General features: G+C 59.2%; 18 protein-coding genes and 2 tRNA genes. 13 read left to right on the forward strand and 7 right to left on the reverse strand.

The genetic code is table 11. The features are described 5' to 3' along the window. Positions 1–3: 3 nt before the first annotated feature. Entirely contained in the window at positions 4–2,520 is a 2,517-nt protein-coding gene (gene pepN / locus ACP8KU_RS02475) for an aminopeptidase N (protein WP_484483919.1), read from the reverse strand. A gap of 98 nt (positions 2,521–2,618) precedes the next feature. Here pepN and ACP8KU_RS02480 point away from each other — a divergent pair, with 98 nt between their 5' ends. Continuing rightward, positions 2,619–3,242, forward strand: a complete 624-nt coding sequence (locus ACP8KU_RS02480) for a mycothiol-dependent nitroreductase Rv2466c family protein (RefSeq protein WP_484483920.1) — start codon at positions 2,619–2,621, stop codon at positions 3,240–3,242. Between the two features lie 3 nt (positions 3,243–3,245). Here ACP8KU_RS02480 and ACP8KU_RS02485 read toward each other — a convergent pair whose 3' ends face one another. After that, positions 3,246–3,644 (reverse strand): hypothetical protein, encoded by a 399-nt coding sequence (locus tag ACP8KU_RS02485; protein ID WP_005277876.1) that lies wholly within the window; start codon positions 3,642–3,644, stop codon positions 3,246–3,248. Positions 3,645–3,761: 117 nt separating this feature from the next. Between ACP8KU_RS02485 and ACP8KU_RS02490 the strand changes: the two genes are divergently transcribed. Beyond that, the gene (locus ACP8KU_RS02490) at positions 3,762–4,241 is read left to right on the forward strand and encodes a ribose-5-phosphate isomerase (RefSeq protein ID WP_005277878.1); all 480 of its coding nucleotides are present in this window, start codon (positions 3,762–3,764) and stop codon (positions 4,239–4,241) included. An 89-nt stretch (positions 4,242–4,330) separates the two neighbouring features. Here ACP8KU_RS02490 and ACP8KU_RS02495 read toward each other — a convergent pair whose 3' ends face one another. Together ACP8KU_RS02495 and ACP8KU_RS02500 are read right to left on the reverse strand one after the other, a co-directional pair. After that, on the reverse strand, positions 4,331–5,164 hold the full coding sequence (locus ACP8KU_RS02495; RefSeq protein ID WP_484483921.1) for an aldo/keto reductase: 834 nt from the start codon (positions 5,162–5,164) through the stop codon (positions 4,331–4,333). Positions 5,165–5,299: 135 nt separating this feature from the next. Further along, positions 5,300–5,371: transfer RNA gene (locus ACP8KU_RS02500), tRNA-Gly, on the reverse strand. A 121-nt stretch (positions 5,372–5,492) separates the two neighbouring features. Here ACP8KU_RS02500 and ACP8KU_RS02505 point away from each other — a divergent pair. From ACP8KU_RS02505 to ACP8KU_RS02545, 9 genes are all read left to right on the forward strand, one after another. Continuing rightward, positions 5,493–6,350, forward strand: a complete 858-nt coding sequence (locus ACP8KU_RS02505; protein WP_302522024.1) for a DUF1542 domain-containing protein — start codon at positions 5,493–5,495, stop codon at positions 6,348–6,350. Between the two features lie 134 nt (positions 6,351–6,484). Next, positions 6,485–6,558: transfer RNA gene (locus ACP8KU_RS02510), tRNA-Pro, on the forward strand. Between the two features lie 94 nt (positions 6,559–6,652). Further along, complete coding sequence (gene tig, locus ACP8KU_RS02515) at positions 6,653–8,008, forward strand: trigger factor (RefSeq protein WP_237792425.1); 1,356 nt, start codon at positions 6,653–6,655, stop codon at positions 8,006–8,008. Between the two features lie 191 nt (positions 8,009–8,199). After that, positions 8,200–8,811, forward strand: a complete 612-nt coding sequence (locus tag ACP8KU_RS02520; protein WP_005277891.1) for an ATP-dependent Clp protease proteolytic subunit — start codon at positions 8,200–8,202, stop codon at positions 8,809–8,811. A 20-nt stretch (positions 8,812–8,831) separates the two neighbouring features. Then, positions 8,832–9,455, forward strand: coding sequence for an ATP-dependent Clp protease proteolytic subunit (locus ACP8KU_RS02525; protein ID WP_005277894.1), 624 nt, complete (start codon positions 8,832–8,834; stop codon positions 9,453–9,455). Positions 9,456–9,725: 270 nt separating this feature from the next. Further along, complete coding sequence (locus tag ACP8KU_RS02530; protein ID WP_005277899.1) at positions 9,726–11,228, forward strand: peptide MFS transporter; 1,503 nt, start codon at positions 9,726–9,728, stop codon at positions 11,226–11,228. Positions 11,229–11,551: 323 nt separating this feature from the next. After that, positions 11,552–12,856, forward strand: coding sequence for an anion permease (locus tag ACP8KU_RS02535; protein WP_484483922.1), 1,305 nt, complete (start codon positions 11,552–11,554; stop codon positions 12,854–12,856). A 3-nt stretch (positions 12,857–12,859) separates the two neighbouring features. Next, a complete protein-coding gene (locus ACP8KU_RS02540) occupies positions 12,860–13,150 on the forward strand; it encodes a hypothetical protein (protein WP_005277904.1) in 291 nt (96 codons plus the stop codon). Between the two features lie 164 nt (positions 13,151–13,314). Continuing rightward, on the forward strand, positions 13,315–13,569 hold the full coding sequence (locus ACP8KU_RS02545) for a hypothetical protein (protein ID WP_005277906.1): 255 nt from the start codon (positions 13,315–13,317) through the stop codon (positions 13,567–13,569). A gap of 83 nt (positions 13,570–13,652) precedes the next feature. On the opposite strand, the gene fabG is transcribed toward ACP8KU_RS02545, so the two are convergent. Continuing rightward, on the reverse strand, positions 13,653–14,417 hold the full coding sequence (gene fabG, locus ACP8KU_RS02550) for a 3-oxoacyl-ACP reductase FabG (protein WP_484483923.1): 765 nt from the start codon (positions 14,415–14,417) through the stop codon (positions 13,653–13,655). A 231-nt stretch (positions 14,418–14,648) separates the two neighbouring features. On the opposite strand from fabG, the gene clpX reads away from it, so the two are divergent. Next, the gene (gene clpX / locus ACP8KU_RS02555) at positions 14,649–15,944 is read left to right on the forward strand and encodes an ATP-dependent Clp protease ATP-binding subunit ClpX (protein ID WP_023017073.1); all 1,296 of its coding nucleotides are present in this window, start codon (positions 14,649–14,651) and stop codon (positions 15,942–15,944) included. Positions 15,945–15,983: 39 nt separating this feature from the next. Here the strand turns inward: clpX and ACP8KU_RS02560 are convergent, their stop codons facing one another. Then, complete coding sequence (locus tag ACP8KU_RS02560; RefSeq protein ID WP_005277915.1) at positions 15,984–16,742, reverse strand: TetR/AcrR family transcriptional regulator; 759 nt, start codon at positions 16,740–16,742, stop codon at positions 15,984–15,986. Between the two features lie 408 nt (positions 16,743–17,150). Between ACP8KU_RS02560 and ACP8KU_RS02565 the strand changes: the two genes are divergently transcribed. Then, entirely contained in the window at positions 17,151–18,113 is a 963-nt protein-coding gene (locus ACP8KU_RS02565; protein WP_284611513.1) for a malate dehydrogenase, read from the forward strand. On the opposite strand, the gene panC is transcribed toward ACP8KU_RS02565, so the two are convergent. Then, a complete protein-coding gene (gene panC, locus ACP8KU_RS02570) occupies positions 18,110–18,931 on the reverse strand; it encodes a pantoate--beta-alanine ligase (protein ID WP_005284412.1) in 822 nt (273 codons plus the stop codon). The genes ACP8KU_RS02565 and panC overlap by 4 nt on opposite strands. Positions 18,932–18,935 lie beyond the last annotated feature (4 nt).

Raw genomic sequence — 18,935 nt, forward strand, 5'->3', positions numbered from 1 at the left:
CACCTAGTTGGCGTCGATCTCGCGGTTGCGCAGGGCGCGGGCCACGCGGTCGCGCTGCTCGGTGATCGCGCGGCGCAGGCCGCCTGCCAGATCCTTCTGCAGGAAGGCATCGGCGCGATCAAGGCCGTCCTGGGTGATGTCCCAGGACGGGAATAGCCCGGTAACGGTGGTCAGGCCCACCTCGGAGGACTGGGAATCCCAGATCTTTTCGGCCACCTCAAAGAATTCCGCGGTGGGCAAGAGATCATCGGAGTGCGGGTAGTTTAAGCCCTCCAGCTTGGAGGTGAGCTCGCGGTTGGTGAGATCCCCGGCGACGATCTCTTCCCATACCGCGCGCTTATTATCCGCGGTGGCAATCGCGGCGCGGGCGCGCAGGGAAGAGTAGTGGCCGGTAGCGGAATTATCGCGCTTGAGCTGGGCGGCGATGGCGGCCTCGGCATCGGCAAGCGCACCCGCGGCAGCAAGCGCTGCGACGGCGGACCAGCGCAGCCCGGCATCATCGGAATCCGCGAGGAGATCGTGCAGGTAGTCGCGGGCCGGCTGATGCAGCCGAATCCTAGACAGCGCCTGCGTGCAGATGATGGAACGCTGCGCATCGGTGCTCCGGGCGCCATCGACAAGCGCCTGCGCCAAAACCGTGCTGTCTTTCGCCCACGCCGGATCCGCGTAGTTTTTCAGCGCGGTAGACGCCTGCGAGACGATGCGCTCGAGGACGGCGAGCTCGGTTTCCGCCTTCATGCCGCGGGCCACCAGGCGGATGAAGTCGCGGGCGCGCATGGTGCCGGCGCGGGTCATCTCCCAGGCGGTGGACCAGCAGAGGGTGCGCGCCATAGGGTCATCGAATTTCTCGATATTATCCAGCAGGAATTGCAGGGATCCTGCATCCAAATCGATGAGGCAGTAGGTCAGATCGTCATCGTTGGGCAGGATGAAATCGATGTCATTGAGGTTGCGCCCGACCAACTCTGGGATCTCGGTGGCCTCGCCCTCCACGTCCATCTCGAGGCGCTCGGTGCGCACGACCTTGCCGTCCTGCGTACCATACAGGCCCACTGCAACGCGGTGGGTGCGCAGGGTATCGCCGCGCTGGGTAAGGTGCGCCTGGGTGATGGTGCCGTCATTGTCGGCCGCCGTGGCAACCGCCAGGGTATTAATACCAGTGGTCTTCAGCCATTGCTGTGCCCAGAAGGAGAGATCGCGCCCGGATGCCTCCTCGAGGTGGCGGAGCAGATCGTCGAAGGTGGCATTGCCCCACGCATGGGCGGCGAAGTGGCGGCGCACGCCAGCGAGGAAGTTCTCGCGGCCAACGTAGGCCTGCAGCTGCTTGAGCACCGAGGCGCCCTTGGCATAGGTGATGCCGTCGAAGTTTTGCTCCACGGTTTCGATATCGCTGGCATCGGTGGAAATGGGGTGGGTGGTAGGCAGCTGATCCTGCTGGTAGGCCCAGGACTTTTCCACGTTGGCGAAGGTGACCCAGGCGGTATCGTATTCGGTTTCTTCCGCCTGCGAGATGGCAGCGGACCAGGTGGCGAAGGACTCGTTGAGCCACAAGTCATTCCACCACTGCATGGTCACGAGGTCACCGAACCACATGTGGGCGAGCTCGTGCAGGACGGTATCGGCGCGGCGCTCGTACTTGTAGTGCGTGGCCCGCGAGGTAAAGACGTATTCATCGCGGAGGGTCACGCAACCGGCGTTTTCCATCGCACCTGCGTTGAACTCGGGGACGAAAATCTGGTCGTACTTGCCAAAGGGGTAGGGGAAGCCGAAGTTGCGGTGGTAGAAGTCGAAGCCCTGCTTGGTCTCAGTAAAGAGGCGTTCGGCATCGAGGGAATCTGCCAGCGAAGCGCGGCAATAAATACCGAGTGGAACCTCGAGCTTTTGCGCCGGCTTGCCCTCGGGGTGCTCGGTCAGCTCGCCGTGCCAGGTATCGGTGACCTCGTGGTAGGGGCCGGCGCACAGGGCAACCAGGTAGGTCGACAGCGGATAGTCGATCTCAGAATGGGAGGTATCTCCCTCGCGGGTGACCGGGCCATTGGTGATAATGGTCCACTCCTCTGGGGCCTTAAAGTGCAGGGAGTAGGTGGCCTTCAGATCCGGCTGGTCGAAGCAGGCAAAGACGCGCTTGGCATCGGCAGTTTCAAACTGGGTGTAGAGGTAGACCTCGTTATCGGCGGGATCCACGAAGCGGTGCAGGCCCTCGCCGGTACGGGAGAAGGGGATTTCCGCGGTGACCTCGAGCGTGTAGTCCGCTACCTGCAGCCCGGAGAGGGGAATGCCGTAGGTGGGGTCATAGGACTGCGTGGGCAGCGGGTTTCCGTTCAGGCGTACCTCGTGCAGCTTGTCCGCGCGCAGATCGATGAAGGTAGAACCGGCCTCCTGGGTGCTAAAGCGCACCGTGGTGGTGGACAGGAAGTGGGTATCGGAATGCTTAAGGTCTAAAGCGACATCGTAATGGTCAACCTTGAGCATCTGGGAGCGATTTTTTGCTTCCTCCCACGTGAGGTTTACAGAGGTCATTGCCTAGATTCTCCTTTGCTAACGAAAATAGTGATGCATCAAGGTTAGCAGCGCGTTTACAGTGGTGGGGCAAACTGCACTTATTTCAAGGAGGAATAATGACTACCCCAGTTAAGTTTTGGTTCGACGCTTCCTGCCCGTTTGCATGGGCAACGTCCCGCTGGATCAAAGAGGTAGAAAAGGTCCGCGATATTGCCGTGGAATTCGAGCCGATGTCCCTGTCGGTGCTTAATGATGGCCGCGATCTTGATCCCGAATACATGGAAATGATGGAGGCCAACTGGGGCCCTGCCCGCGTATTCGCCAAGGTTAAGACCGAGCAGCCAGAAAAGGTTGATGAGCTTTATACCGCCATGGGCACCCTGATCCACGCCAAGGGCAACGGCGGAAAGAAGGGCGATGGCGGCTATGACGAGATCATCGTCCAGGCATTAGAGCAGGTTGGCCTCCCCGCAGACTTTGCGGAGGTGGCACACACCGAGGAATACGACGAGAAGCTGCGCGAATACCACCACAACGGTATTTCTTCCGTGGGCGATGAGGTAGGCACCCCGGTTATTAAGCTGGGCGATACCGCCTTCTTTGGCCCGGTTATTACCCGCGTTCCCAAGGGCGAGGAAGCCGGTGAGCTTTTCGATGCCTCCGTGCGCCTCGCCCAGTTCCCCTACTTCTTCGAGCTCAAACGCTCCCGCACGGAGATGCCACAAGTAAAAGAAGACTAGTTTCTAGTGCTGCGGGCTGTGCTTGCGGCGCACCGCCGCGGCGAGGCAGCAACCAGCGACTACCGGCGTTAAAATAAACGCTGGTAGCCCGGCGATATTGATGATGGGCAGATAGGCTTGCGCGTGGAATTCTTCCCATGCGGCGGCCACCCAGGTAGCCCATGAGGCCGCGGTGAGCAGGGATAAAATCCCTATCACCGCGGCCAGTTCGCCGAGGCGATTTTTCTTTATAGCCCTCTGCACCAGCCACCACAGCCCCACGACAAGGTGGGCGACTGTGAAGAGTACGGTATAAAAAAGCGGCAAGAGGAAGTTCTGAGTGGACAAGAACATATTCGCCGCAAATAGCAGCACCGCGACAGCAAGGATGCTGCCGTAATACGCGAGGACGCGAGGGGTCATATAGAGCCTTTCTGTGCGGCACGTAGTGGCGCTTTAGTTTATCAGCGCCGGACTATAAGCGAAATAGGTTGTACAAAGTGGTGCCCAGAAGGCGGCGGTGCCGGTACTGTAGGGGTTATGCGCGTATATCTTGGAGCTGACCACGCAGGTTTTGAAACCAAAAACCTGATTTCTGAACACCTCACCAAACAAGGCCATGACGTTATCGACTGCGGCGCCCATACCTATGACGCCGAGGATGACTACCCCGCATTCTGCATTGAAGCGGCCCTGTGCACCGTCAATGATCCAGGTTCCCTAGGGATCGTACTGGGGGGATCCGGAAACGGCGAGCAGATTGCCGCCAATAAGGTCAAGGGCGCGCGCTGCGCGCTGGCATGGTCGCCAGAAACGGCGCGCCTGGCCCGCGAACACAATAATGCGCAGCTCATCGGCATCGGCGGCCGTATGCACTCGCAAGAAGAAGCCTTAGAAATCGTGGATGCCTTCTTAGATCAAGAATGGTCCCGCGCCGAGCGCCACCAGCGCCGCATCGATATCCTTGCAGAATATGAGCGCACCAATATCCCACCCGAGCTTCCTAAGGACCCGCGCTAAAATCGTTGGGATCCCCTAGCCGATATAAATAAACGCCGCGGGCCTTTGTTGGCCACGCGGCGTTTTATGTGGTGATTACGCCGAGCGCATTAGGCGTCGTTCATGTCGTTGGGGTGATGCCCACCGCGGCCGTCTTCGCCCTCTTCCAAAGAGGTGATTGCCGCCATTTCCGCATCCGTGAGTTCGAAGCCGAAGACATCGAAGTTTTCTGCGATGCGGGAAGGCGTCGAGGACTTGGGGAAGAGGATGACCCCATTTTGCAGGTGCCAGCGGATGATGACCTGGGCTGGGGAAACGCCGTGTGCCTCGGCGGCTTCAGTAACCTCTGGTGCCTCCAAGATATCGCTCTTGCCCTGCCCCAGCGGGCCCCATGCCTCGATGGCGATGCCGTGGGCGCGGCCTGCGTCTAGTTCGCGCCAGCGCTGCAAGTAAGGGTGCAGTTCCACTTGGTTAATCGCGGGGACGACATCCGTGTGCACCTCCAGTTGATCTAAGTGCTCGGGCTCAAAGTTGGACACGCCAATGGACTTCGCTTTGCCCTCTTTGCGCAGTTCAATGAGCTGTTTCCAAGCTTCCACGTACGTGCCCTTGGCCGGGGTAGGCCAGTGGATGAGGTACAGGTCTACGTAGTCAAGTCCCAGCTTCTGCAGGGATTCATCCAGCGCCGCGGCGGCATCGGTGTGGCGGTCATTCCACAGCTTGGTGGTAATGAAGAGTTCCTCGCGCGGGATGCCGGAGTTGGCAATGGCCTTGCCCACGCCTTCCTCATTGCCGTAAATAGCTGCGGTATCGATGTGGCGGTAGCCCACGCGCAGCGCCTCAGCTACGTATTCCTCGGTCTTTTCCGGGTCCATCTGGAAGACACCAAAGCCCAGCTGGGGGATTGTATTTCCATCGTTCAAAGTAATATTAGGTACGGTCATGGACACCAGATTACGCTTTTCTGGCCACCGACCCAATGTGATGTATTTATAGCTGCGCTTGGCGGGAGATGGGCATCGGCAAGCAGGAGCCTAGCTGCAGATATGGAAAAACCCACCATACGGTGGGTTAAAGCGAGGGAATGACGGGAATCGAACCCGCGTCTTCAGCTTGGAAGGCTGAGGTATTAGCCACTATACGACATTCCCACAGCGTTACCTTGAACGCTGTCGGCTACTTTAGCGCATGAGCGCCCCAAAACGAAAATAGGGAACACGCGCAGTGGGTAGGCCGTTAAAATAGGTAGGACCAATTCCAGTAAAGAAAGCGATGATTGTTGTGGAACTCCTACTTCTTGTAGTCGTACTCGGTGGCGGCGCGTGGTACCTATCCTCGCGCAGCTCAAAAAAGAGCCGGGAGGAGCGAGAGGCGCAGCAGTTAGCGGATGCCCAGGCGGATGCGCGTCGGTGGATTGAGCGCCTGGGCGGCCAGGTTATGCAGATTTCCGGTACGGATACCGCCTCGCAGCAGGCAATGGCGGACGCATCGGAGCGCTTTACCGCAGCCAACTCCGCTATTTCGCGGGCCACTACGGTCAAGCAGGCCAACTTGGCCCGTGAATCGGCGCTTGAGGGCATGCATTACGTCAATGCTGCCCGCGAGATTATGGATATGAATCCGGGGCCGGAATTGCCGCCGCTGGAAGGCCAGCGCGCCGCGGGCAAGGTTACCGAGAAGCGCACGGTGGATGCGAATGGCGAGCAGCTGACTGCGTCCCCGTACGCCTCCGAGGAAACCCCGAACTATTACCCCGGCGGAACCGTGGCTGGGCGCCCCGTTCCGGCCGGTTGGTACTCCCGCCCTTGGTGGGCGGATGCCCTGCAAACGGGCGTGTGGATGATGGGTTATTCCATGATGTTTAACGCCATGTTTGCCGGCATGTCCGGCGTGGGCTATTCCGCAGCCGCCGCAGAAAACGGCGACTGGGGCGGCGCCGAGGGTGGCGAAGGCATGGACGGAGCTGACGGCGGCGGAGACGCAGGAGATGCCGGAGACGCCGGGGATGCCGGCGATATGGGCGGCGATGCCGGAGGGGGAGACGCCGGTGACGGTGGCGGATTCTTCGATGGATTATCTGACGGCGATGGCGGCGGCTTCTTTGACGGTATGTTTGATTTCGATTTCTAAGTCAAGCGGCCAGAAATTATGCCGTTAACCTGCGTCTACGCCCTTAACAGGGGGTTGATTTAGGAGATTTAAATCCGACACGCTAAACTGTCTCAGGTATGCAACGCAGCCAAGGCAACTTGGTGGCCTACATACGGGGCGTGGCGCAGTTTGGTAGCGCACCTGCTTTGGGAGCAGGGGGTCGCAGGTTCAAATCCTGTCGCCCCGACGTATGGGGGTCTGAAAATGCCCTAATAAGGTTTTTCAGACCCCCTTTAATTTTTATGTACGTAGAAAAACAATGAAGCCAGGGAGATTCACTCGTGAAGACCACCGTAGACAAGCTGAGCGATACCCGCGTTAAGCTTACCGTCAACGTTCCGTTTGCGGAGCTAGACCAGGAAATCGATCAAGCTTACGCGGCAATCGCGCAGCAGGTTTCTATTCCAGGTTTCCGTAAGGGCAAGGCCCCGCGCCAGCTGATCGACGCTCGCTTCGGCCGCGGCCCGATTCTGGAGCAGGTTGTCAATGACATGCTGCCTTCCCGCTACGAGCAGGCCGTTCAGTCCGAGGACCTGAAGGTCATCGGTCAGCCGGACGTAGACATTTCCAAGATCGAGGACAAGGACTTCGTCGAGTTCACCGCCGAGGTTGACGTTCGCCCCGAGTTCGAGGTTCCGGACTTCTCCGAAATCTCCATCACCGTCCCAGCCATCAAGGCCGGCGAAGAAGACGTGGACAAGGCCCTCGAGGATCTTGCAGAGCGCTTCGGTGAGCTGAAGGACACCAAGCGCAAGATGAAGACCGGAGACTACGCCATCATCGACATCACCGCAGAGGTTGACGGTGAGAAGATCGAAGAGGCTTCCACCGAGGGTCTGTCCTACTCCATCGGTGATGACAACCTCATCAAGGGTTTGGACACCGCACTGCGCGGCATGAAGACCGGTGAGGATAACGAGTTCACCTCCACCATTCAGTCCGGTGAGCACAAGGACGAAGAAGCTACCTTCAAGGTCCACGTGCAGCAGACCAAGGAGCGCAAGCTGCCGGACATGGACGATGAGTTCGCCCAGATGGCCTCCGAGTACGACACCATCGAGGAGCTGCGCGAAGCCACCAAGACCGAGGTCGAGGAGTCCAAGAAGGCTGAGCAGGCCGGCCAGATCCGCGATGAGGTTCTGAAGGCTGCGCTTGCTGATGTCGACTTCGAACTTCCCCAGTCCGTCGTCGACGAGCAGGCCCACGCCCAGCTGCACCAGATCCTGGGCCAGCTGGCACACGATGAGAAGGCGCTGGCACAGCTGCTCGAGGCACAGGGCACCTCCCGCGAAGAGTTTGATCAGCAGACCCGCGAGCAGGCCGAAGAGTCCGTACGCACGCAGATCTTCTTGGACGCCGTGGCAGAAAAGGAAGAGCCGGAAGTTTCCCAGCAGGAGCTCTCGGACCACATCCTGTTCACCGCACAGTCCTACGGCATGGACCCGAACCAGTTCATCCAGCAGCTGCAGTCCAACGGTCAGATTGCCAACCTGTTCTCTGACGTACGCCGCGGCAAGGCACTAGCTGCCGCCATTTGCCGTACCACCGTCAAGGACGAAGAAGGCAACGACGTTGACGTTGAGCAGTACTTCGGTGAGGTAGAAGAAGACGAGAACGAAGCTACCGACGCGGAGTAAATCTTCTGCTTAAAAGCCCAGCTTGGCCCCTCGCACCGTCGAGGAAGTCTGGCTGGGCTTTTCTCATCGCCGGGTCGAAAAAGCAGACAAAGATCGGTGCAAACGCTGATAGCGAACAGACCCCACAATTATCGCCACATTAAGTAGTGTGGTGGCATTAGAGATTAACCGTCCTCAAGGAGACTTTTCGAATGTCTAAGAAATCTGACCAGCTTCAGATGACCACCCCAGCAGGCTCCGGCCTGAACTTGGGTGACAGCGTCTACGAGCGCCTGTTGCACGAGCGCATTATCTTTTTGGGCACCCAGGTAGACGATGAAATTGCCAATAAGCTGTGCGCACAGATCCTGCTGCTTTCCGCAGAGGATCCCACGCGCGATATTTCGCTCTACATCAACTCCCCGGGTGGCTCCGTGACCGCGGGTATGGCCATTTATGACACGATGAAGTACTCGCCGTGCGATATCTCCACCTACGGCATGGGCTTGGCCGCTTCCATGGGCCAGTTCCTGCTCTCTGGTGGTACGAAGGGCAAGCGCTATGCGCTGCCGCACGCTCGCATCATGATGCACCAGCCTTCCGCTGGTGTGGGCGGTACCGCTGCAGACATCGCCATCCAGGCGGAGCAATTCGCCCAGACGAAGCGCGAGATGGCCGAGCTCATTGCAGAGCACACCGGCCAAACCTTCGAGCAGATCACCAAGGACTCTGACCGCGACCGCTGGATGACGGCGCAGCAAGCCAAGGAATACGGCATTGTTGACCACGTTATCGAGTCCGTGAACGGCCCACTGAGCAACTAGGGAATAAGGAGAAAATCACTATGAACAAGTCGCAGATGCCAAGTTCCCGTTACGTACTGCCTTCCTTTATTGAGCAGTCCGCTCAGGGGACGAAGGAAACCAACCCGTACTCTAAGCTCTTTGAAGAGCGCATCATCTTCCTGGGTACCCAGGTCGATGACACCTCTGCCAATGACATCATGGCCCAGCTGCTGGTTCTTGAAAGCCAGGATCCGGACCGTGACATCACCATGTACATTAACTCGCCCGGTGGCTCCTTTACTGCCCTGATGGCAATTTATGACACCATGCGCTACGTGCGCCCCGATGTGCAGACCGTGTGCCTGGGCCAGGCGGCTTCTGCTGCCGCAGTGCTTTTGGCCGCTGGTGCTCCGGGCAAGCGCGCGGCGTTGCCGAACTCCCGCGTATTGATCCACCAGCCTGCAACCCAGGGCACCCAGGGCCAGGTCTCGGACTTGGAAATCCAGGCCGCAGAGATCGAGCGTATGCGTACCTTGATGGAAAACACCCTGGCGGAGCACACCGGCCGTACTGCCGAGCAAATCCGCATCGACACCGACCGCGATAAGATCCTCACCGCGGAAGACGCCGTGGAATACGGAATCATCGATACCGTCTTTGAGTACCGCAAGCTCAATTCTTAATACGGTGCTGGTGGGCTAACTCCATCAGCTAACACCCTGCGAGGCCGCTTCGAGAGGAGCCCTCGCAGGGTTTTATTATGTGCATATGAGTGCGCTCGATATATGCCTATGAGGGGCGTAGCAGGGGAGTGGTAGTGCTCGAGGGCCTACCCCAAACGGGGTGAATCTTTCAGAGAAATATCTGCAGGTCGTTAGGCAGATTTTTCAGTGCGATGTTTCACGTATAATGCCCGATTTGTGAATTAGGCCTCTGAGTGGTCGTATTATGCTATGACAAATAAGGATCCAGAGGCGGAGGAGCAGACCTCCGCACCCGCTGCTTCGAGCGGGGAGCGCACATTCTTCGGTCACCCGTGGGGGCTGGCTAACCTGTTCGGCGTGGAGATGTGGGAGCGGTTCAGCTTCTACGGCATGCAGTCCATCGTGCTGCTGTACATGTACTACGCCACGACCGATGGTGGCCTCGGCCTCGACCGCGGCGATGCAACATCGATCGTCGGCGCGTACGGCGGCTTGGTGTACATGGCCTGCCTGTTGGCATCCTTGGTAGCAGACCGCATCCTCGGTGCGGAGCGCACCCTGTTCTACTCCGCGATCATGGTGATGGCCGGACACCTCGTCTTGGCCTTCATCCCCGCCGTGACGGGTCTTGCCATCGGCCTGATCCTCATCGCCGTTGGTTCCGGTGGCGTGAAGACTACCGCGTCGGTGGTGCTGGGCTCGCTTTATAGCCGCGATGATCCTCGCCGTGACGGCGGCTTCTCCATCTTCTACATGGGCGTTAATATCGGTGCCCTTTTTGGTCCGCTTCTTACCACCGCAATGTGGGGCTGGAAGGGCTTCCACTGGGGCTTCGGTATCGCTGCCGTCGGTATGGCCTTGGGCCTTATCCAGTACACCATCATGCGTAAGACCACCATTAAGGATGCCGGCCACGAAATCCCGAACCCGGCGGACTCCAAGCAGCGCATGATGGGTCTTGGTGCGATCGTCGTCGTCATCCTCGTCATGGTCATTGGCCTGGGTACTGGAATCATCAAGGTGGAGTGGCTGTCCAATATCGTTACCGCCGTTGCCCTTATCGCCGCCGTGTACTTCTGGATTCAGATGTACACCTCTGATTTGGTGACCCGGAAAGAAAAGAACCGACTCTTGGGCTTTATTCCGATGTTCATCTCTGGTGTGCTGTTCTTCGGCATCTTCCAGCAGCAATTTACCGTGATGACCATTTACGCCGATGTGCGCTTGGACCGCCACATCTTCGGCCTCGAGATCCCGCCGTCACTGGTGCAGTCCATTAACCCGATCTTCATCGTTATCTTCTCCGCAATCTTCGCAGCGATGTGGACGAAGCTCGGTGACCGTCAGTGGTCCACTCCGGTGAAGTTCGGCGTGGCCAATATCATCATCGGTGTCTCGCTCTTCTTCTTCCTGCCGTTCTCCGGCTCGGGCGCAAACTCCACGCCAATGTATGTCATTATCTGGATCCTCTTCCTGTTCACCATGGGTGAGCTCATGCTGTCCCCGGTGGGCAACTCCTTGGCCACCAAGGTGGCGCCAGAGGCATTCCCATCGCGCATGATGGCCGTGTGGATGATGGCCGTGGCCATGGGTACCGCGCTTGCTGGCTCGCTGGCTAGCTTCTACAACCCAGAGGATGCGGCTGCGGAAAACACCTTCTTCATTTCCCTGGGTGTCGCTTCCATCGCGCTGGGCATCGTCCTGCTCGTGCTGAGCCGCTGGGTGGTCAAGAAGTTCGCTACCTTCCGTTAAAGCGGGAAGTAAACACCCTATATTTTGAGAGGTGCGTTGGCGTTCAGCCGGCGCACCTCTCTTAGTGTTTTATACCACGGTATTAAAGGCTGAAAATAGATTAGAATTTTGAAAAAATACTGGTAGAGCGCGGATTTTCGGCATGGGGCTGGTGCCAAGCCGCACGCGGAAGGTTAACACTAGGCAAAGTGCAGTTTACTTCTTAGAAACGCTATTGGCTCGCCTTATTATTGCGGGGTACGCTGCTCTTGGTGCGCGACGAATAACGGCGTCGCAAATGCACTTTCTCGTCATTTGTTGATTGCTTACAAGGGGCCAATGCTGTGACAGCGACTTTGATTATCTTGGGCATTGTGGTGGTTACCGCCCTAGCCTTCGACTTCACCAATGGTTTTCACGACACCGCCAATGCGATGGCAACCTCCATTGCCACCGGCGTGCTGAAGCCATTTACCGCGGTAGCGATTTCTGCCGCGCTCAACCTCGTCGGCGCATTCCTGTCCGTGAATGTCGCGGCAACGGTGGCTAAGGGCATCGTCAACCTCGATTCTTATGACCTGTCGGGCGCAGCCGCTGATTCCGATGGTCAGGCCCTTTTGATGGTGGTCTTTACCGGCCTTATCGGCGGTATTCTCTGGAACCTGTTCACTTGGTTGCTCGGACTGCCGTCCAGCTCTTCCCACGCCCTTTTCGGTGGCCTTATCGGCGCCGGTTTCGCAGCCATGGGCACTGGGGGAGTGGAGTGGACCTCCATCATGGCCAAGATCATCATTCCAGCGGTGGCCTCTCCGATTATCGCCGCCTTGGTATCTGCCTGCGCCACCTTCCTCGTGTATTGGGTAACCAACACCATTCCAAATAAGGAAAAGAACGAGCACTTCCGCCACGGCCAGATTGTGACCGCTTGCTTGGTATCGCTGGCGCACGGTGCCGGCGACGCTCAGAAGACCATGGGCGTTATCTTCCTCGCCCTCGTGGCCTCAGGCCATGCGGTTGCCGATGCCCGCATTCCCACCTGGGTCATTGTTGCCTGTGCGATTGCCATTGCGGCCGGTACGCTGTCCGGCGGCTGGCGCGTTATCCGCACCTTGGGCAAGGGGCTCGTGGAGATCGAATCCCCGCAAGGTATGGCAGCCGAGGCTACATCTGCGGCCATCATCTTGACCTCCGCTACCGGCGGCATGGCGCTTTCTACGACCCACGTATCCACCGGTTCCATCCTGGGTACCGGCTTGGGCCGCCGCGGCGCGGAAGTTCGCTGGGGCGTGGCGATGCGCATGGTGGCTGCCTGGCTCATTACGCTGCCCTGTGCTGCTTTCGTTGGCTTCGCATCGTGGTGGCTGGCGCACGGCGTTTCCTCTGTCACGACGGTGGCTACCGGTGCCATCGTGGACTTCGTCTTGCTCTTGGCCATGACCGCACTCATCGTCATCCGCTCCCGCATGAACCCGGTCGATGCCTCCAACGTCAATAATGACTGGGATGACAACGCTGAGTCCGTGGATTCCTCCTTGGAGCCACGCGTTGGCGCGAAAGAGTCCGTCGCAGCCGCAGGGGGTATGACCCCGGTAGCGGCCGTCGACGGGAGCACGAACCCCACCTCATCTACTCCGAACGAGGAGCGCTAGAACATGACTGCTGCAGAAATCTTCGAATCTATTCTTCGCGTCGCTGGATTGGCCCTCGTCTTCGGCGCCGGCATTCCCTTGCTCTTCGCCCTGGGCATGCGTTCCATGACGGGCGATCCCATTCGGGATGATAACGGCGTGGTGGTAGGAGATACTCCCGCGAGCCGGCAAATGAAGGTGCTGGGTTGGACCGTTTATGCCGTACTAGGTGCCATCATTGTGGTGGCAATCGCGTGGATTGCGCGCGATACCCTGAACCATTACTTCGGCTTCGCCCCGTTCGGCGACCTTTAAGAGTCACCCGCGGGCCGAGGGAACGAGCCCGTGACCATGTAATACGCCTCACAGCCACTTAAAGTTAACAAAAGGTTAACTTTAAGTGGCTTAGGGGTTGCTTAGTGGGTAAGTACCAAGTATATTCAACCCTATCAACAGTGCAACATTGAGAGGTGAGAGAGATGAACACGATGCGGACCTTCTTTGGTGGCATTAGCGATATGTTCAAGGACTCCACCACGGGTACGGGTTTGGATACGGTGTCGCAGACGCCGGTTTCTGCCCGCGTAGCGGAAAATCTCGTTGACGCGGGGCTGACCCCCGCGACGACCAAGGACGTCGCTGAGTCCTTCGCATTCGTTGCCGGCCACGCGCCAGATGAGTTGGAAATGCTCGATGTCGAGGCATTCTTGCTCGAATTCGGCTGGCTGCAATAAAAGCCGCACTAGATAACCCCGCCAGGCACCATCCTCGGTGTCGGCGGGGTTATCTGCGTTATAGGGCTGGGCATCGGCAAGCGCTAGCGCGGCGTCAGGATGGCCTCAGGGGTTTCGGGCAGGAGCTGGCCGCCGTCAATGATCAGCGTTTGGCCGGTGATATATCCGGCCTCGGTGGACGCAAGGAAGGCTGCGGCGTTGCCAATATCGCGGGGGCTGCCGAGTCGGTGCAGCGGGATGGAGCGAGTCATCTCATCGAGGTAGTCCTGGCCCTGCGCTTCCAGTCCCTCGGTGAGGATATTGCCGGGCAAAACGCCATTGATGGTGATGCCATCGCGGGCGATTTCTAAGGCAGCGGAACGGATAAAGCCCTGTTGGGCCGCCTTGGAGGCGCCGTAATGCGCCCAGCCGGGAAAGCCGGTGTGCGAGCCGGTAATGGAAGTGGTGATGACGATGCGCCCGTAGCCGCGTTCTTTCATATACGGCAAGGCTTTCTGTACAACCTTGAACGTGCCGTGGGTATTGATATCAAACATGGTTTCCCACTGCTTATCCGTCATCTCTTCCAGTGGGCAGTTGGGAAAGACACCGGCATTGGAACAGACAATGTCAATTGCACCGTGCGTGGCGTGGACCTTCGCAAACATTTCTTTAATGGAGGCCCTATCGGTGACATCGACGGGATAAGCGGTGGCGCCGAGTTCCGCGGCGGTGGCTTCGGCCTTGTCGATGTCAATATCGGCGATGACAACGTTAGCGCCGGCTTCGCGCAGGGAGGCAACGATGCCCTTGCCGATGCCCGCTGCCCCGCCCGTGACAATCGCGGTACGGTCCGTGAGGTCGAACATAAAATGGCTCCTTCGTTGGTGGTGGGGTGGTGGAGGATCCACTTTCCAAGTTTAGTTGTGCGGGCGGAGAAAGATCTGCGAATTTCGCCACGCGGAGGGAATGAATAGGAGCCGCGTCGGGTTGATTTACTAAGGTAGATTTTTGAACAACGAACCGCGGGGATGGAAGTAAGCGAGCCTTCCCGCCCCACCTTTAGAAGCGGTAAACAAGAGCGAGTGTGAAAGTACTGAATGGCACGTATGCAAGAAAGCGCTGACCTCCTGAAGTGTTCCTTCTGCGGAAAGAGCCAAAAGCAGGTGAAAAAGCTCATTGCCGGTGGCGGGGTCTACATCTGCGATGAGTGCATCGAGCTCTGCAATGAGATTATTGAAGAAGAGCTCGGCCACGAGCAGGCCGAGGAGTCTTCCGAGGCGGAGGTGCGCCTGCCCAAGCCTTCGCAGATTTCTTCCTTTTTGGATAAGTACGTCATTGGCCAGGACAAGGCCAAGCGCGTGCTGTCGGTAGCGGTGTATAACCACTACAAGCGCATTAAGGCCGAAGAATCCGCCGCGTTGGATGCGCGCCGGAAGAAGGCCGAGGGCGAAGAGGTAGAGATCTCTAAGTCCAATATTTTGATGCTGGGGCCTACCGGTTCCGGTAAGACCTACCTGGCGCAGACCTTGGCGCGCCTGCTGGATGTGCCTTTCGCCATCGCGGATGCCACCAGCTTGACCGAGGCCGGTTATGTGGGCGAAGACGTAGAAAATATCCTCTTGAAGCTGCTGCAGGCAGCGGACTTTGACGTGGAGCGTGCCCAGCGCGGCATCATCTACGTCGACGAGGTGGATAAGATTTCCCGCAAGTCTGAAAACCCCTCCATTACCCGCGATGTCTCCGGCGAGGGCGTGCAGCAGGCGCTGCTGAAGATCCTGGAGGGAACCGTGGCCGCCATCCCGCCACAGGGCGGGCGCAAGCACCCGAACCAGGAATTTATCCAGCTAGATACCTCCAATATCCTCTTCATTGTCGCTGGCGCGTTTGCGGGCCTCGACCAGGTGATCGCGGATCGCGTGGGCAAGAAGGGCGTTGGCTTTGGCGCGAAGCTGGGCACCGAAGACGAGCGGGAAAAGGTGGACCTATTCTCCCAGGTGCGCCCGGAAGACCTCGTGAAGTTCGGCTTGATCCCAGAATTTATCGGCCGCCTGCCCGTGGTGGCGACGGTGGATAACTTGGACCGCGAGGCCCTGGTCAAGGTGCTTACTGAGCCCAAGAACTCGCTACTCAAGCAGTACAGCCGCCTATTTGAGATGGATGACTGCGAGCTGCACATGGAGGACGGGGCGCTGGATGCTATCGCTGAGCTCGCCCTCGAGCGCAAAACCGGCGCGCGCGGCCTGCGCGCGATCCTGGAAGAGCTGCTCGTTCCAGTGATGTTTGAGCTGCCAGACAGAGAAGATATTTCCGCCGTGCACATCACCGCAGACTGCGTCACCCAGGGCGCAGAGCCCGAATTCACCTACAAGGATGAGGCGAAGGAATCGGCTTAGTGAGAAGGGGGCACCGGCAAGCTGCCGGTGCCCCTACTTTTATGCCTCGCCGTAGATATCTTGCGGGGAGGCTTCATCGCCCTCGTCGGCATCAGAAGGCACCAAATAAGACTCGTGGCCGGAATCGGGGATATTGGCGGTGAGGAATGCCAGCACGGCATCGACGGTAAGCCGGTGCATGCCGTCGGTATTTGCCTGGCTGGACATATCCACGCCCAACAGGTTGTCCATCATCGCCCGGTTGGTCACGCGGTACGAGGTGAGCGAGGCGATGATGGTGAAAATATCGTTGGTGGAAATGCCCGGGCGGAAGGCGCCGGCGTCCTGGCCCAGCATGAGCAGGCGATCGAGGTGAAGGGCGACGCCGCTAAAATCCGCCACGGGATTGGTGGAAGAGCCCACGATGGACTGGGCGGTTTCCCAGGTCATCATGCGGATGGCCTCGGGGTGGTTGACGTACTGCCAAAAGATCCAGTCCACCAGCTTGCGCACGCCCTCGACTGGGACCGCGGAATCGAGTTCCAGGTCTTCTTCGTCAGGGCGGAGGCGCTCGGCGGCGGTGCTTAGAGCGCTTAAATACAGGCCCTGCTTATCGCCAAAGTGGTAGTGAATCATGCGCTTGGACATGCCGGATTCCGCGGCGATGGTATCCAGCTTGGTTTCAGAAAAACCCCACGCGGAAAACTGGGAAATGGCGATATCCACCACGGCATCGGTGCTGATGGAATCCGCAGCGTGAGTGTCGGAGTCCTCCGCCTGCTCCGCAGCGTGCAGCGGTTCGGTGTGCTCAGTGCTCATAGCATGTGTCCTATCTCTGCTTCGCGGCGCCGATGTGGCGATGGTGGGTAGTGTCTCGGGAACTGCACGGCCGGCCTCATGCTGGTTTGATGCGGCAGTGGTTGGCCACCGTGCAGCCGCCCACAGGCAGTGAATGCATCCCTGCAAGCGCGCTCCCCAGTGGGGTCTGTGCCGCTTCCATCATGCCCGATTAGCCCCACCCCGCGGGAGGTATGTGCCCATTGGGGGCGTTAATTTGGAGGTAAACGGGGGTAATATCCGGAAATTTGGCGGCGTTTTCCCTCCGAAAGAGGGGGATTTATTTCACAACACGCTACCTCCGTATAGCGCTAAGCTCGGGGGTGGATACATCCCGTGGAGGGTGGCGTGCATGAGGGACGCTTACAACTCCACGACATATGAGGAGGAATGAGCATGACCCAGCCAGTAAAAGTAACCGTTACCGGCGCCGCCGGAAATATCGCCTACTCCCTGCTGTGGCGGATTGCCGCAGGCGACGTATTTGGCAAGGACACCCCGGTAGACCTTGCCCTCTTGGAAATCCCCGCGGTAGTAGAAAAGGCCGAGGGCGTGGCCATGGAGCTGCGCGATTCCGCCCTGCCGCTGGTGAATTCGATTGCGGTGACTGATGACCTCAAGGTCGCCTTCGAGGATGCCTCCGCCGCATTCCTCGTCGGCTCCCGCCCGCGCAGCAAGGGCATGGAGCGCGCGGACCTGCTCGAGGCCAACGGCGCCATCTTTACTGAGCAGGGCAAGGCCATCAATGACTACGCGGCGCGCGATGTTCGCGTGCTGGTGGTGGGCAACCCAGCCAATACCAACGCGCTGATTGCCGCGCATAGCGCGCCGGATCTGGATAACTCCCAGTTCAACGCACTCATGCGCCTAGACCACAACCGCACCTTGGGCCAGTTGGCGGCCCAGACGGGCAAGGCCACCAAGGACTTTTCCAAGATTGCGGTCTGGGGCAACCACTCCGCCACCCAGTTCCCGGATATCGCCTTCTCAAACGCGGAGGTAGATGAGCAGTGGTACCGCGAGGAGATGATCCCCAAGGTGGCCAAGCGCGGCGCGGAGATCATCGAGGTGCGCGGCAGCTCGTCCGCGGCGTCGGCTGCATCTGCCGCAGTGGACCACATGCACGATTGGGTCCACGGCACCGAGGATTGGCGCACCGCCGCCGTGCCTTCGGATGGCTCCTACGGTGTCGATGAGGGCCTCATCTGCGGCTTTCCCACCATCTGCCGCGACGGCAAGTGGGAAATCGTCCAAGGCCTGGAGCTCAGCGATTTCCAGAAGGAGCGCATCGAGGCCTCCGTGCAGGAGCTGCGTGAGGAGCGCGAGGCCGTAGCCCACCTGCTGAAAGGTTAAGCCTCCAGCACCAAGTTATCGATGAGCCGCACCGGCCCCACATGCGCTGCTACCAGCGCCAAGGCGGGCCGGTGTTGTGCATCTACGGGCTCGAGCGTGGCCGGGTCCACCACGGTGAGGTAATCCACCGTCACGCCGGGGGAGGAAGCGAGCTGGGCCTCAGCTTCTTCACGTGAGGCGCCATCCTGCAGCGCGAAGAGTGCCTGGGATAAGGCGACCGCCTGCTCACGCTCGGCGGCACTGAGGCGCGCATTGCGGCTGGACTCGGCCACGCCGTCCGTTGCGCGCACGATGGGCACGCTGATGATGTCCAGCGGCAGGTCGAGGTCCGCCACCAGGCGGCGGATGATCGCTACTTGCTGCGCATCCTTTTGCCCAAAATAAGCGCGGTCTGGTGTGACAAGGTGAAACAGCTTGCTCACCACGGTGGCCACGCCGTCAAAGTGGCCGGGGCGCGAGGCACCTTCCAAGACCGAGCCCATCTCACCCGTGCGCACCCACACCCGCGGGGTGCCACCCGGGTACATTTCCTCCACGCTGGGGGCGAAGACCGCATCGACTCCCAACGAGTCCAGCAGTGCGGCATCCGCGTCGAGGGTGCGCGGGTAGGCGCGGTAGTCTTCGCAGTCGCCCAGGTCCGTGAACTGGAGGGGATTGACAAAGACCGAGCACACCACGGTGTCGTTGTCTTCGCGGGCGCGGCGAATGAGGGAAGCGTGGCCGTCGTGAAGCGCGCCCATCGTGGGCACCAAACCCACGGAACCGGACGCTGCCGCGCGGAAGGCACGGAGTTCGGATTTAGTTGTGAGGATCTGCATGGCT

The sequence above is a fragment of the Corynebacterium sp. LaCa_282 genome (genome assembly GCF_057198125.1).

Excerpts from the sequence above, each read along its gene's own strand:
- pepN (WP_484483919.1), bottom strand. The coding sequence starts at position 2,520 with ATGACCTCTGTAAACCTCACGTGGGAGGAAGCAAAAAATCGCTCCCAG.
- ACP8KU_RS02480 (WP_484483920.1), top strand. The coding sequence starts at position 2,619 with ATGACTACCCCAGTTAAGTTTTGGTTCGACGCTTCCTGCCCGTTTGCA.
- ACP8KU_RS02485 (WP_005277876.1), bottom strand. The coding sequence starts at position 3,644 with ATGACCCCTCGCGTCCTCGCGTATTACGGCAGCATCCTTGCTGTCGCG.
- ACP8KU_RS02490 (WP_005277878.1), top strand. The coding sequence starts at position 3,762 with ATGCGCGTATATCTTGGAGCTGACCACGCAGGTTTTGAAACCAAAAAC.
- ACP8KU_RS02495 (WP_484483921.1), bottom strand. The coding sequence starts at position 5,164 with ATGACCGTACCTAATATTACTTTGAACGATGGAAATACAATCCCCCAG.
- ACP8KU_RS02505 (WP_302522024.1), top strand. The coding sequence starts at position 5,493 with ATGATTGTTGTGGAACTCCTACTTCTTGTAGTCGTACTCGGTGGCGGC.
- ACP8KU_RS02520 (WP_005277891.1), top strand. The coding sequence starts at position 8,200 with ATGTCTAAGAAATCTGACCAGCTTCAGATGACCACCCCAGCAGGCTCC.
- ACP8KU_RS02525 (WP_005277894.1), top strand. The coding sequence starts at position 8,832 with ATGAACAAGTCGCAGATGCCAAGTTCCCGTTACGTACTGCCTTCCTTT.
- ACP8KU_RS02530 (WP_005277899.1), top strand. The coding sequence starts at position 9,726 with ATGACAAATAAGGATCCAGAGGCGGAGGAGCAGACCTCCGCACCCGCT.
- ACP8KU_RS02540 (WP_005277904.1), top strand. The coding sequence starts at position 12,860 with ATGACTGCTGCAGAAATCTTCGAATCTATTCTTCGCGTCGCTGGATTG.
- ACP8KU_RS02545 (WP_005277906.1), top strand. The coding sequence starts at position 13,315 with ATGAACACGATGCGGACCTTCTTTGGTGGCATTAGCGATATGTTCAAG.
- fabG (WP_484483923.1), bottom strand. The coding sequence starts at position 14,417 with ATGTTCGACCTCACGGACCGTACCGCGATTGTCACGGGCGGGGCAGCG.
- clpX (WP_023017073.1), top strand. The coding sequence starts at position 14,649 with ATGGCACGTATGCAAGAAAGCGCTGACCTCCTGAAGTGTTCCTTCTGC.
- ACP8KU_RS02560 (WP_005277915.1), bottom strand. The coding sequence starts at position 16,742 with ATGAGCACTGAGCACACCGAACCGCTGCACGCTGCGGAGCAGGCGGAG.
- ACP8KU_RS02565 (WP_284611513.1), top strand. The coding sequence starts at position 17,151 with ATGAGCATGACCCAGCCAGTAAAAGTAACCGTTACCGGCGCCGCCGGA.
- panC (WP_005284412.1), bottom strand. The coding sequence starts at position 18,931 with ATGCAGATCCTCACAACTAAATCCGAACTCCGTGCCTTCCGCGCGGCA.